This is a genomic window from Nostoc sp. (assembly GCF_036919615.1).
GTDB lineage: Bacteria > Cyanobacteriota > Cyanobacteriia > Cyanobacteriales > Nostocaceae > Nostoc.
This window is the reverse complement of sequence record NZ_JBALCN010000031.1, coordinates 55,658-68,994: the sequence shown is the minus strand read 5'-3', so window position 1 is coordinate 68,994 and position 13,337 is coordinate 55,658. Positions and strand designations below refer to the sequence as shown.

The 13,337-nt window shown below is 39.4% G+C and carries 12 protein-coding genes; 9 read left to right on the top strand and 3 right to left on the bottom strand.

Annotated features, from left to right (window positions below):
* Nucleotides 1–29 precede the first annotated feature (29 nt).
* From V7K48_RS10395 to V7K48_RS10385, 3 genes are all read right to left on the bottom strand, one after another.
* The gene (locus V7K48_RS10395) at nt 30–242 is read right to left on the bottom strand and encodes a hypothetical protein (protein WP_335072079.1); all 213 of its coding nucleotides are present in this window, start codon (nt 240–242) and stop codon (nt 30–32) included.
* Between the two features lie 50 nt (nt 243–292).
* Entirely contained in the window at nt 293–1,327 is a 1,035-nt protein-coding gene (locus V7K48_RS10390; RefSeq protein ID WP_335072077.1) for a substrate-binding domain-containing protein, read from the bottom strand.
* Nucleotides 1,328–2,122: 795 nt separating this feature from the next.
* A complete protein-coding gene (locus V7K48_RS10385) occupies nt 2,123–2,266 on the bottom strand; it encodes a hypothetical protein (protein WP_335072075.1) in 144 nt (47 codons plus the stop codon).
* 596 nt (nt 2,267–2,862) lie between these two features.
* Between V7K48_RS10385 and V7K48_RS10380 the strand changes: the two genes are divergently transcribed.
* The 9 genes from V7K48_RS10380 to V7K48_RS10340 all read left to right on the top strand — a co-directional run bounded on the left by V7K48_RS10380 (nt 2,863) and on the right by V7K48_RS10340 (nt 13,042).
* On the top strand, nt 2,863–3,477 hold the full coding sequence (locus V7K48_RS10380) for a hypothetical protein (protein ID WP_335072073.1): 615 nt from the start codon (nt 2,863–2,865) through the stop codon (nt 3,475–3,477).
* An 18-nt stretch (nt 3,478–3,495) separates the two neighbouring features.
* Nucleotides 3,496–3,867 carry a hypothetical protein gene (locus V7K48_RS10375; RefSeq protein WP_292764466.1) on the top strand — a complete coding sequence of 124 codons (372 nt, stop codon included), beginning with the start codon at nt 3,496–3,498 and terminating at the stop codon, nt 3,865–3,867.
* Nucleotides 3,821–6,568: a hypothetical protein gene (locus tag V7K48_RS10370; protein WP_335072071.1), complete on the top strand. Its 2,748-nt coding sequence runs from the start codon at nt 3,821–3,823 to the stop codon at nt 6,566–6,568. The genes V7K48_RS10375 and V7K48_RS10370 overlap by 47 nt, the downstream gene beginning before the upstream one ends.
* 427 nt (nt 6,569–6,995) lie before the next feature.
* Nucleotides 6,996–7,835, top strand: coding sequence for a hypothetical protein (locus V7K48_RS10365; RefSeq protein ID WP_335072069.1), 840 nt, complete (start codon nt 6,996–6,998; stop codon nt 7,833–7,835).
* A gap of 193 nt (nt 7,836–8,028) precedes the next feature.
* Nucleotides 8,029–9,090: a hypothetical protein gene (locus V7K48_RS10360; RefSeq protein WP_335072067.1), complete on the top strand. Its 1,062-nt coding sequence runs from the start codon at nt 8,029–8,031 to the stop codon at nt 9,088–9,090.
* An 83-nt stretch (nt 9,091–9,173) separates the two neighbouring features.
* The gene (locus tag V7K48_RS10355; protein WP_335072065.1) at nt 9,174–9,995 is read left to right on the top strand and encodes a hypothetical protein; all 822 of its coding nucleotides are present in this window, start codon (nt 9,174–9,176) and stop codon (nt 9,993–9,995) included.
* A gap of 50 nt (nt 9,996–10,045) precedes the next feature.
* Complete coding sequence (locus V7K48_RS10350) at nt 10,046–10,750, top strand: hypothetical protein (protein ID WP_335072063.1); 705 nt, start codon at nt 10,046–10,048, stop codon at nt 10,748–10,750.
* Complete coding sequence (locus V7K48_RS10345; protein WP_335072061.1) at nt 10,747–12,345, top strand: hypothetical protein; 1,599 nt, start codon at nt 10,747–10,749, stop codon at nt 12,343–12,345. Before V7K48_RS10350 ends, V7K48_RS10345 begins: the two co-directional genes overlap by 4 nt.
* Nucleotides 12,346–12,469: 124 nt before the next feature.
* Nucleotides 12,470–13,042, top strand: a complete 573-nt coding sequence (locus tag V7K48_RS10340; protein ID WP_335072059.1) for a hypothetical protein — start codon at nt 12,470–12,472, stop codon at nt 13,040–13,042.
* Nucleotides 13,043–13,337: the final 295 nt, after the last annotated feature.

The window sequence follows — 13,337 nt, the reverse complement described above, 5'->3', positions numbered from 1 at the left end:
GATTTCAATCTTAAAAGGGCGGCTCATGGCTATTTTAATTTATCGAGTTTCTTTTCTCCATTATATGCAGCTTCATATAAAATTGGTATAAGTTGCGTTAACAATGGGATAAGCATTTGCAGCTGTTGGATCGGTAACCACAAGTTTAATCCGCTGAGGATTTGCATCTTGGTCAGTCGCACCAACAAAAGCATGAATAAAACCCCAGGATTGTAAATATAATCCTGAGGCAGAATTTTCATATTTTTGTCAACATCTTTTCTCTGATAGTCTGCTAGGTTAATTTATAAACCTACGGAACAGAACCATATCCGAGAGATGGAGCTAAAGCTTTTGCAGCTGTAATGAACCCTTTAAAGTCTAAGTCTGAGTAATACAAGAAATAAGTTGCTCCGGAAATGGGATAAGCACCTGCACTCTTGGGATCGGTCAACTTATCAATTCTAGTCAGCTTCTTATTAGTACCGTATGTTACAACAGTCCCATCTTTAATAGCCGCTGTAATTGAAGCTGGTGAGACAGCAATATACTTACCTGCCTTGTTAAGTAAGAGTGCAGCAGGTAGCTTTTTAGTTAAACGGGTAGCATTATCCACATAACCAATTGCACCTTTATTACTTGTGATAGCAGTGGCTACACCTCCGCCACCAGTAGCACCAATGAAAGCGCCTGGCCAACTAACAATTGTACCCACTCCTCTATTCCATACATCAGCGGCTGGAACACCTGGAGTTTTACATACAGTATTGAGATGACTGCTTAAAATAAAAGTGCTACCACTTGAGTCAGCACGATGTACAACTTTGATGGGTACATTGAGTGCTATTTGGCTACCGTTATCTGCACTAATGCTCTTATCGTTCCAATTTTTGATGTTACCGTTCAAAATACCACAGTAACTAGCTCGTGAAAGCTTAAGTCCACTTGGTGGTACAGTAAGACCATTAGTGTTAAAAGCTAATGTGATTCCGACACCTACCAGAGGCACTTGGACGTAAGCACGACCGCCAGTAACTTTTTCTGTTCCTGCTACGGGGTCGTCACTATCTGCAAAAGTGAGTGGGCTAGGAGTACCAGCTGGTGGGGTTTGAGCGAAAAAAGCTTTTAACCCTGCGCCACTACCATTTGCAGTATATGTGAATGCGAACTTCGATTTTAGAGCTGTAAATAAAGCATTTACAGTACTTGCACCTGCACCATTACCTATAGAGGGCAGAGCTAAAGATATCTGAGTAGCAGATTGACCTACTACTAAACCAATTGTGATGGCAAATACAGAAACTGAACTTGCCAAATGGGTCAATTGATGATCGCGATAAAAAGCCATGTCAAGCTCCTTCAAATTAATTTCCGGTTCAACACCATATCAAATCCAAATCAAGTGTCAAACTGGTGATTATAAATAACCTTCTAGATGCACAAATAATTGGCATTAATTAAAAAGGTTATTAATAAATCCAAATTTTTCACAAAGCTCTGAAGAATATAGAGCAAATTCAAGGCAAATTTTTAAAGATGTAGAGGGCGTTAAGCTATTGCTTATCTACCCTATGACATAATTATTTATTTGCTAGTTAAAAACTCTACATTTACAAAGTAAGTTTGTATAAATCTTCACTAGCTTTAGGATAAAAGAGTAATTGCTAGGTACTATGAATCATGCCTCAATTCCCATTCTCAGTCTCTTATATCCTTTTAAAAAGCCATGTTTAATTTTACCCACTTACTTATTTGGGATGGCAATTTTATCTGAAATATGAAAATCACTTTCTTGAATGTAAACGCACAGCAGTATGACACAAGCTACTGCTAAGTGCGAAGTAAAGAAAGTCAGGATTTCACGAATCTTTTTGGACTGCTATAGCTAACAGCTGTTAAAAATTGCCAACGAAATCAACAGTATAATGCTAAGGTTAAGCTCAAGTCATGAGTGCATTATGAAATGATTAAAAAAAATCATTATATTTCTAGAATTTAGAGATGTTTTAAAAGTGGTTTTTGTAGCAAGTTTTTATTATCTCACTAGAGAAAATCTAAAGCTTTCACTTATATATGGTTTTACTTATTAAGCTTTTTTTGGAGGTTTTAATAAGTATTTAATAGAGTTTACGCAGTTTACAAATTAATCAGCATGTGTATCAACGAAAACACATTGTTTCAGCATTTTATTAGTTGCGTAGACGTAGCTCAACCCAGCGAAAAGTCGAGCCAGTACTACTTCAGCGCCTTGTGTCGGAATTTTCTGGCGTGGAGAGGCGGTTCCCACCGTTGGTGCAGCCTCTTCAACGCAGCGAAAAGTGGATCGCTTCGTCTCCCGCCGTTAGCGCAGCAGTAGTGCATCTGCGTTCGCGTAGCGTCTCGTAGAGAGCGTCTCTGAACTTTTCAAGACAGGCGTCACAAAAATCTAGCTATAATAAATACCAGAAATCTATACTACGTGTTTGATATTTTCGATCAACGCGGAAGTTAGAGTATCTTTTTTGACAATGAATAAATTTGTAAACATTCAGAATATTTGGCATAAGGATAAAGCGTGGTTTATTTCGTACTACGGACGGTAGACTGATTAACGATTCCTTAACCTCTAATTGAGGCAAAATCGCTGGGATAGAAAAAGTTTAGGAGGACTGTAGCAGCTATGGTTTAAAGCTCGAAACCTAATTTTTAAAACCACGCATACTTACTTTTAAATCAAAATTAATATTTTCTTAACTTAACTTAATAATAATTGTGTATAATATAAAACTTTGGTGGGAATTTAATAATTTAGATTAAAAATGAATATTAAATCATGTTAAATTGAAATCAACTGTAAAATTTTAGACACCTAACACTCATAGTACATCATAGGAAAATTAGCAAATGTCTAGACAAAGTTCTCACGAGAGAAACTTTTTCAAAGCTTTAACTGGTAGTGTGGTCAAAATATCTCACAACTTAAGACTGAGACTGGAATCCGGCCTGATTATTCTGGTTGAGTCTGTACCTTTTTTGATTGCTTGTGCTGTACTTGTAAGCGTTATCAGCCTAAAAAGTCCTATTCTGCTCTTTTGTTTACTAGTAGGTAGTTTAATTGCAGTCATCACCCAGCAAATTGGGGAGCAGGTGAATTTACCAAGGCGATCACTAATATTATTACAAATTTCAGCAGCAGCCATCATCCTGAGTTTATATTGGTTAGACTGTTTTGCAGCTCCTGCACAAGCACAGTTTTTTGGGGAAGCTGAAAAGTTTTTCAAAAAAAACTTAGGTGGTGCAGCAACAAATGGTGGTGGTAGTGAGACAGCAATAAGTTTGATATTTAATGTGTTGCGGGCGATTTACTTACTCTATATTGCAATTTCTCTGGTTGGTGTGATTAACGCAGTGCGTAAAGATGAAGATTGGCAAAGCATTGCCAGAACTCCCCTATTAGTCGTTGTTGCTGTTACCATTGCTGATGTACTCACACGCTTTGTAATTGGCTCACAGCCGTAAATAATTCAGATATTTCAAATGTCTCAAGAGCGGGAACAAGAATTTCGTCCAGTCAATCAGGTTCTGGGAAGCCAACCTTCATTAGGACCAATCCCTGCTGATCAAATTCTTCCTTGGACAGTAATTGCCTTAGCCTCCTACTTTATTATTAATGGAATTTTTGGCGGTATTTTCCAAGAAGAGTTTCAAAAATGGTTGTGGACAGTACTAATTACTGGTTGGGGAATCGGAACTTGGTGGATTTTAACTGGTGGTAGGAGTTGGAGTTTTTTAAGTAAATTTATTGGCGTTCCCGCTTGGACAAGAGGCTTTGCTCGTTATCAAAGCTTATTGGAAGTTAATCATGAAGCAAAAAATCGGAAAACAAAGCGTCGGCATCGCCGGAAATGAAAGTAGATTAACACCATTTGAAGATGCCTTACACTTGGCGACAATGCTACGTGTCGCAATGAATGGACGTGATATTGGCGCTTACCTTTTGACAAAAGGCACTCAAAAAGATCGGTTTTGTTTTGTTTTTGGTTTTGACTGTAAGGGAATTCATACCACTTTAAGACCCGAACAAATTGATACACTTTTTAATAACATTGAAGCTGGATTGAAAGATATCCCTAGCGGTGAAAGAATGACACTGCATTTGGGATCTTTTAGTTCAGACAAAGAGCGCCAAAAAGAATTAGCATCACTAATCAGAAATGCGCCATCACGAGACATCAAATATTTATTGATGGCGGAGAGAGCCAGAGTCAAAGAACTGACTATTTCTGGTATTCGGAAGCCAAAATTTTTGCGGATTTATGTGACTTACACCATTGAATCGAACTCGCAACATGCAGATGATTGGATAGAGAAGCTTTTAGTCAAAGCTGAATCATGGTGGTTGAAATTCAAGGGTGATCTCTCAGAAGTAGAAAACCAACGCATTGAAACCCTGATCACGAATGCTTACAAACAGGGTTTTCTGCGTTGGGAACAAATTTTATCTAACCAAATGGGATTGGATGTCAAGCCTTTGAAAGCTGATGAGCTCTGGGAGGAGATATGGAAAAGATTTAATGATACAGAGCCAATTGATATTCCGCAGCTAATGACTTTAGATGAACAAGGACTGCATGAGCAAGTTAATTCAGATTTAGCTAGTACCAAATTGCTGATAGAGAATATCCACGGCACAACTTTGCTGATGGAGTCTAGCGTACCTTGTGCCGATCGCCGCTGGGTTAATGTTAACAATAGTTATATTGGCGCACTATCATTTCTGGAAAAACCCGGAGGTTGGCCTAATAAATCTGCCCAACTGCGCTATTTATGGGAACTGTTGGCCAGAGAAAGAGTAGTAGATACAGAGATTTTTTGTGAGTTGACTGCGGCAAATCCAGCAGTGGTGAAAACTACTTTGCAACGAGTGCTGAAACAGTCAAACATGACGACAATCATGGCTCAAGAAAAAAGTAAAACCATTGATGTCAACGCTCAATTAAAGTTGAAGAAATCGGTAGCAGCACAGGAACAATTATTTGAAGGTGCAGTCCCGATTTATACGAGTATCGCTATTTTGGTACATCGTCCAACTGTCGATAAGTTAGATGAGGCAATAAGATATATTGAAAACTGTTTTCAACGTCCAGCAAGAGTAATTAGGGAAACTGAGTACGCCTGGAAAATTTGGCTGCAAACTCTACCGATAGTTTGGGAGGGATTGTTAGCAACACCCTTCAATCGTCGTCAGCTATATTTAACAAGTGAAGTTCCCGGATTAATGCCTTTAGTTTTAACTAAACGGGGTGATAGACAAGGCTTTGAACTGATTGCTGAAGAAGGCGGAACACCTGTACATTTAGATTTGTTTAACCAACACAAAAATTTAGCTCTGTTTGCCACAACTCGTGCTGGTAAATCGGTGTTGGTATCAGGGATTTTAACTCAGGCTTTAGCGCATGGCATTCCTGTAGTGGCGTTAGATTTCCCTAAACCTGATGGCACATCTACTTTCACTGACTATACAGAGTTTATGGAGAAGAATGGAGCCTATTTTGATATCTCTAAACAATCGAATAACTTATTTGAACAGCCAGACTTACGATCGCTAGAACCAGAACAACAACGCGATCGCTTTAACGATTATACCGCCTTCCTAGAATCAGCTTTAATGACAATGGTTTTAGGATCATCCACTGAAAGTCAAATTTTATCGCAAACCGTGCGATCGCTGCTCAACCTAGCTTTAGAAGCCTTCTTTGCTGATGAGGGTATAAAACAGCGATATATACAGGCGATGGCGGGGGGATTTGGCACTCAGGCTTGGCTGAAAACCCCTACCTTAAAAGATTTTCTCTATTTCTGTTCATCAGAACATTTGCAGCTAAGTTCTTTAACTGGCAGAGTCGAAGACGCCCTCAGTCAAATTCAGCTACGCTTGCGGTTTTGGCTTTCTAGTCGTGTGGGACAAGCTATTTCTGCACCATCCAGTTTTCCTACCGATGCACAACTTTTAGTTTTTGCTCTCAGAAACTTATCAGATAGTGAAGATGCAGCCGTACTTTCTTTGAGTGCCTATTCAGCAGCACTACGACGCGCACTCAGCAGTCCAGCTTCCATATTCTTCATTGATGAAGCACCAATTCTATTTGAATTCGAGCAAATTTCTGACTTAGTTGGCAGAATTTGTGCGAACGGTGCTAAAGCCGGTATCAGAGTCATCTTATCAGGACAAGATCCTGATACCATTGCCAAATCTAAAGCTGCATCTAAAATTTTGCAAAACCTGACAACACGATTGATTGGACGTATTCAGCCAGTTGCAGTGGATAGTTTTGCAGATATCTTAAAGTATCCCCGCCAAGTTATTTCTCGTAATGCCTCGGAAAGCTTTTTTCCCCGCAAAGAAGGCGTTTATAGCCAATGGCTGCTAGATGATAACGGTATTTATACATTCTGCCGTTACTATCCAGGTTATGAACAATTAGCAGCAGTTGCCAATAACCCCTCTGAACAAACTGCACGGAGCAAAATGATGCAACTTCACAGCAATAAATATGAAGCGATTTCTGCATTTGCCCGTCAGTTAGTGGCTACTCTACGTAGTAGTTAATCGGGTGATATAAGCAGTTAACAGTGATTCCAAAAGTTATAAATCATAGTTAAAAAGCAATACTGTTCAGTTAAGCATTTCTTCCTTCTCTTCCAGTGCGTCCAACTCTTCTCTACGAGAGGCTGCGCCAAGGAGACGCTACGTGAATGCGTCCTTGGCGGTAGCCTGCGGCAAGTCCTCCGAGTTCAGCGGTTGCTCATGGGGGAAACCCCCTTATCTACGAGACGCTACGCGTTGGCGTTAGCCTCTCCCAATGTGAAAAGACCGCGCTGTTTCACCGCTTCTCTACGAGACGCTCTGCGAATGCATCTACATTAAAAAAAATGACTTTGACAAAAAGTTAAGCCTTAACCCAAGCGTATTGATTTAAAAAGCTAAATTTCTGACTCACTAGATAATATCGTCTACCTTTTTCAGGCACAAATGTATGCGAAAAACTACCATTTTTACTTTTACGTTGCTATCCCTGGCAATCCTACCAGCAATGGCACAAGTTCAGACAGGATTAGGCCAGGTTTGGACTGATTTTCAATCATATTCCACAGATTTGCAACAGTACCTTCAAGATAATCTGAGCGAAAACTCAAATCCTCTAGAAGTACAGAGTCAAAATGCTGCTCTTAATAGTGCCAAGGGAGAATTGAGAATACCTAACCCCGTCGCAGCGGGACAACAGGTTCGTAATGATTTGATTAACTACTCTTATAGATCAGACTCTAGATCAAGCCGCTTTGAAAATAATTCAGCAGTACGGGGAAATTTAGTTAGTAATGAACTTAATCGTCTAATTACCCGGGGAATAGCGGTAGGTGTTCTTGGTAAAAATGGACAAACTCGGACAAAAGTCAAGTTAGACAATATAGAAAACACTCTTAAGAGTGTTGCAGATTCAAATGATGAAAATCAATTAAACCAAGATATACAAAAATTTAAGAACAAGATTCCACAACCTCCTATTGATAAGAGTGCTATAGCAATGGCAAGCGGAGTAGTAGCAGGATTAGCCCCTGGTTTAGCAACATTGCTAGAGTCTAACCAAGAAACACTTCAAATCCAAAAAGAGCAGATAAAAATTGTCGGAGAATCGTATGCTAAGTCTACGCAATTAGAGCAGACTTTGCAATATTCTAATTTAAATTTAGCAAATATTTCTCAGCAAACAGAAGAGGCGAATCGCGCTCTGAGAGTAGATACATCTACTGAAGCTGCGCGACTTTTACGAGCTACTTCTCAACTAGATTTGTTTGGCAGAAAAGTTAATAAGTAGGATTTTAGGATAATAAAACTCTAATTTCTCATCCAATTTTTAAAATCCTTAAACTTCTTACAAACCAACAGGAAATCTAAAAAACTGTTTTGTAGGGTGCGTTACGTTGCTAACGCACTGAAAGCATCCGGGATGGTGCGTTAGCAACGTAACGCACCTTACGAAATCTCAAAAAACAGCCCATCAAGTCAAAATGCAACTTGCTATTCAACTAATTTTTGCCCAAGTAGGCGCCCAAGTAGGCATTGATCAGATTCTCGATAATGGTGCCGCAACTTCCCAAAGTATTGCCGAAGGTTGGGACAAACAATGGCTGGATTTATTACAAAATAATACCAGTAATAACTTGTATGGAGCGCTAACAAATCTGGGTATTTTTTTTGCGGTAGGAACCCTGTTATTTTTTATGATACAATTCCTAAAAGACTTAATATCCTACGAATATACCCGTCCCATATCAGCCTTAATTTGGCCTTTTATTGTGGTGATCCTCTTAAGTAATTCAGGCAAGGGAAGTATCCTTTCTAATCTGACACTAGGAGTGCGGAATTTTTTAAACACTGTGAATCAGCAAGTATTGGTGACAGCAGATGCGAATAAAATGTATCAGCAAGCACTGAATATGAGTATTGCCGAAGAAATAGCTGGTTCTTTTCTGCGTCCTTGCCAGTCGCTTACTGGGGAACAACAAAGTCAATGCTTTGAGAAAGCTGCCGAAAAAGTCAATATTCTCTGGCAGAAATATAGAAATACATACGGAAATAAAAACTGGATAATTAGACTGCAAACTAAGGTAGATAATATTAGATATGGCACTGGCATTGTATCAGAGACCTCATTTAATTCTTTGTTAGGTTCGACAGTCCAAACAAGTATCAAAAACTTTTTAGTTTCCCTACAATATGCCTTCCAGAATTTGATAGAAGCTAGTATGTTGCTGATAGCAGCTTTAGGTCCATTGGCTGTAGGTGGCTCTTTACTGCCTGTAGCTGGTAAACCAATTTTTGCATGGGTGACCGGATTTTTATCTATTGGAATCGCCAAGATTTCATTCAATATTATTGCTGTGCTGACTGCCGCAGTTATTGTGAATGGGCCAGGTCAAAATGCTAATGTTGATCCAGACTTAATGTGGTTCATAATTTTTCTGGGAATTTTAGTACCAATTTTATCGTTACTTGTGGCTGCTGCTGGTGGTTTTGCAGTCTTCAGTGCGATCAGCAATACGGCTTCTTTAGTAAAGGAGAGGATATAGGAATTTGACAAGTGTCGTAACTGCTGACTATATGCAAAACATCATATATAATAGCTGAGGTTTTTTTAGAAGGAGGTGAGTAAATGGTGCGTTTACTGGAAAAAAGACAAAGAACAGGAAGTGTTTTGACAATTTTTGCGATCGCTAGCTTCAGTTTACATATATTAGTTTTACTTTTATTCTTATTCCAAGGGATAAATATTCGCCAACTCAGTCTGAGAAAACCTCCCAACTTTGTACAATTAATCGACGGTAAACCAGTAGCTAATATTGATGATTTAGCCAGAGAACCAGAAGCAATTCGCCAATTCATTAGCAAAACGATGATATCAATGTTTAGCTGGTCTGGAACCTTACCACCACAAAATATTGAAGAAGTTGCAAATCCAAAATCAGATTTAGGAATTCTTATTAAAACACCTCAAGGGAGTAGCCAAAAAATTAGTACCACCAGTTGGATAGCTAGTTTTGCTTTATCAGAAGATTTTCGCAAAGGTTTCTTAAGCACAGTTGCAGAAATGACACCACCAGAAGTTTTCTCTGAAAATCCCAACCAAGTTATGACATCACAATTAGTTATTAAGCGGGTTTATCCGCCAAAACAAATTGCACCAGGTAAGTGGCAAGTCGGTATGGTAGCCGACTTAATTCAAAAAAACCGAGTTGGTGGTGCAAAACTTATAACTCCTTTTAACAAAGATTTCCTTGTCCGTGTAGCAGATTATTTCGGAAATCCCCAAGCCGACAATGGTACAGACCTACAAAAAGCAATTTATAGTGTCCGCGCTGATAGACTAGAAATTTATGAAATTCGTAACTTATGTTTGCTAGATGGCTACAACCTTAACGAAGATAAATTAAAGCAATGCGGCTATGGACAAACATCTGATAGCTTTATAAGATAATCGATTTCTAATTCACTGGCTCATAGTTCAATTTATATAATCAATTATTAATGCAACTACTCAAACCAGAAAATAAGAAAAATAGCCCCTTACCGCTGTTGGTAGTAGGAACATTTGGTTTACATCTGTTTACCTTGCTTTTACTAATATTTAACGGGTCTATGTTACAACAGTTAGGTAAGCAACTCACACCTCAAAGTTTAGTGCAACTTGTTGATGGTCGCACTATAACCGTAGATCCTCAACCAAATTTAGAGCGACAGCCAGAGGCAATTCGGCGCTTTGTTGGTGAAACTATGAGCTTAATGCTTACCTGGTCACAACAACAGCCACCAACACAAGTCTGGGAAATTACCTCCCAACTTGTAGCTAATGATTTTAAACAAAAACTTAAGTCAGAACTTACTAATTTAAATCCAGATAGTCAATTTGAAAATGTTAATAGAGGAGTGGAGAATGTATTAGTAATCCAAAAAATTTCTCAACCAACAGAAATAGGCAATGGAAGGTGGAAAGTAGAAATGTTAGCCAATCAATTAGTTTTTAGCAGTTATGATAAGTTGGGAAAATCAATTTCCTTTAATAAACAAATTTTAGTTAGATCAATAGATGAGCCAGCAACTTCCCTACCAAATGCAGCACTACCCTTGCACTTCGCAGCTTACCGCCTTGGTGAAGCCAAACTAGAAATTTATAATATATGTGAACTTAAAGATAAAAATTGTTCTGGAAATCCCAACCAAGCTTTACCATGACTCGATATTCAATTCCTGCCCAAACGCCTCCCAAAAATGGATTTACTCTAACTACCGACGATCACCAACCAGAAGTAGAATCTTTAGATTGGGAATCACAGATGTCAAGGTTGGTCGGCTTTGAAGAAGAATCTTCTACCGATAGCCAAGGATCAGAAGACTCTGCAACGCCGCAAGAGTCTCTTTCTCAACCACAAGAAGTTCAGACTAAGCAAGCCCTCTCATCTAATCCTTTTGCAAAGTTAGGCTTGGTAGGGGCTGCTACCTTAGCGATAGTTTTGGTGGGTGGTGTGTTTTTGTCCCAGTTGATGGGTACCAGCAATTCAAAGCCAAAAAATATTGTTTCCCCACAAGTGCGATCGCAGCCAACTAATGAATCTAGCTCTCAACAGCTAGAAACCGATCTAGATACTTACAAAACGAAATTAGCCCTGACTGAACAAGCAGAGTTGGTGAAAGCCGCCCAACAACAGCTCAGAATTGCCAAATCAACACCAACAGTAGCCTTAAAAGCAGAACCCTCAGTTTCTTCCAGAGGTAGAGAGAAAGTGATCCCAACACCCGCACCAACAGTTTACGTACCTCGGACAGTGACAGTTGAGCGCATCGTTAAAGTACCTGCTGCTCAACCTTTGCCATCGCCCCAGATACCAGTTGTAAAGCCAAACACTCAACCCGTAGTCAGTATAACTCCAACACCTCCACCAAGCCCATTTCAAGAGTGGGCAAGGTTAGCAAAGTTAGGTAGCTACGGTCAAGTAAGTTTCACTGATCAACCTAATAACATCGCATCTGCTCCTGAACCTGCAAACAATACGCAGCCGCAGCAACAGACACCACAACCGGAAACTCCTACTCCTGCGGTGAGCCAAGCGCAACCTCTGGGACAAAAATCCTTAGCAGTAGGGACTAGTGCGAAAGCTGTGGTAGCAACAGCGATATTTGGGGAAACTACTACTAAGTCAGGCGGTGGTGATGAAACAGGCGAAGGAAAAAACGTATTTGTGATCAAATCACAAGAAGCACTAAAATCTAAGGATGGTACTACCGTTATACCTGCAAACACCGAGTTCCTAGCTGAAATTAGTTCCATTAACGAACAAGGTCTTATGCAGATGAACGTAACTAAACTTATCTCGCAAAATAATGGCAACTCTACCGAACAAAGCTTACCCAGCAATGCAATTACTCTTCGCGGTGCCCAAGGTAAACCTTTAGTCGCAAATAAATTTCCCAGTCAAAGTTCCTCCATAGCATCGATGGATGCAGGACTATTCGTTTTGGGAGGTCTTGCTAAAGCAGCAGAGTTAGTAAATCTCCCTGATACTCATCTCCAAGCAATTTCTGGCGTTGCCGATGCCACCGGTACCACCACCAACACCTCCACCTCCACCACTAACAGCGGCTACATTACTACTATCACTGAGCCCAGACGCAACCTTGCCGCTGGAGTTGTGGAAGGTGGTTTGAACTCTGTAGTACCCCAAATTGCCCAACGTAATCAACAAGCGATCGCCCAAATGTCCCAACAAACTAATGTTTGGTTTATGAAAGCCGGCACAACTGTTGAATTATACGTTAATCAACCAATCTAGTTTTAGGAGATAGAATTTATACCAATTTTATATTTTTGATTGGGTAATGGTAATTGGTAATTAGTTTTATTTCCATTTTTTCAATCTCCCTTTGTTCTCTCTACCAATCTCCCGATTTGCAACCATGAAAAATAATACTAACTTGTCAGGAAATACCTCAAATAATTATTATTTCCTACCTATAGCTTCCTTAATTTTCTCGGTTGCTATGTTCTTGTTAGTAGGTCGTGCTGGTGCTAATAATGCTGTTCTGCGTTCCGTATTTTCTTGCCAAGCACAGGGTTTAGGGGGACTAATACCTACTATCAACGTTTGGTATCAACAAGGAACAAATTTAAGTTTTATTCCGGCTGGAGAAGTAATTAAAAAAGTTTGGTTAAATGATCCATCACAGGTAACTATGGATTTTGATGGCCCGGTATGTATGCAGTTTGGTCAAGAACCTAATAGTAGTGGAGGAGATTGTAAAAATTCAGCTGCGAATGTCATTCAACTCAGACGAATTAAAAAGCTGGACATTCCTGGACTTCCTCCTACTAGCAATACACTTTTAACAGTTGTTACCGAAGCGCAAGGTAAAAATAAGTTGTATACTTTCCGAGTGATATATGGAGAAGATAACCCTGAATATCATACTTTAGCAATTTTTCCCGATCCTTCTGGTGAAGAAGGAGCTTGTGCGAGAGTTTCACAATAAACTTCTAGCAAAAGTACCTGACGACAACTACTGAAGTTTTCCCCCACAAAAAGCGCTGATGCTTACGTATATCTGCATTGTGGCTTTTCAAAAGCCTTGCTCTAATTCCCTCCTTTCTAAGGAGGGTTAGGGAGGATCTAAGTCTTTTAGCAGTTTTTTTCTTTATAGAGTACGGTTTAAGATAGAGAGTAATGTAGTTCAATCAATTAAATAATGCTATAACTTAACCCTCTTAACTGACTCAGGTATTTTCAGCCTACATCTTTATAAATCTTTAGATAAAAACTAACTACAA

Bases quoted from the DNA above. Each gene is read 5' to 3' on its own strand.
- V7K48_RS10345 (WP_335072061.1), top strand. From the start codon at position 10,747: ATGACTCGATATTCAATTCCTGCCCAAACGCCTCCCAAAAATGGATTT.
- V7K48_RS10355 (WP_335072065.1), top strand. From the start codon at position 9,174: ATGGTGCGTTTACTGGAAAAAAGACAAAGAACAGGAAGTGTTTTGACA.
- V7K48_RS10390 (WP_335072077.1), bottom strand. From the start codon at position 1,327: ATGGCTTTTTATCGCGATCATCAATTGACCCATTTGGCAAGTTCAGTT.
- V7K48_RS10365 (WP_335072069.1), top strand. From the start codon at position 6,996: ATGCGAAAAACTACCATTTTTACTTTTACGTTGCTATCCCTGGCAATC.
- V7K48_RS10395 (WP_335072079.1), bottom strand. From the start codon at position 242: ATGAAAATTCTGCCTCAGGATTATATTTACAATCCTGGGGTTTTATTC.
- V7K48_RS10350 (WP_335072063.1), top strand. From the start codon at position 10,046: ATGCAACTACTCAAACCAGAAAATAAGAAAAATAGCCCCTTACCGCTG.
- V7K48_RS10340 (WP_335072059.1), top strand. From the start codon at position 12,470: ATGAAAAATAATACTAACTTGTCAGGAAATACCTCAAATAATTATTAT.
- V7K48_RS10370 (WP_335072071.1), top strand. From the start codon at position 3,821: ATGAAGCAAAAAATCGGAAAACAAAGCGTCGGCATCGCCGGAAATGAA.
- V7K48_RS10375 (WP_292764466.1), top strand. From the start codon at position 3,496: ATGTCTCAAGAGCGGGAACAAGAATTTCGTCCAGTCAATCAGGTTCTG.
- V7K48_RS10380 (WP_335072073.1), top strand. From the start codon at position 2,863: ATGTCTAGACAAAGTTCTCACGAGAGAAACTTTTTCAAAGCTTTAACT.
- V7K48_RS10360 (WP_335072067.1), top strand. From the start codon at position 8,029: ATGCAACTTGCTATTCAACTAATTTTTGCCCAAGTAGGCGCCCAAGTA.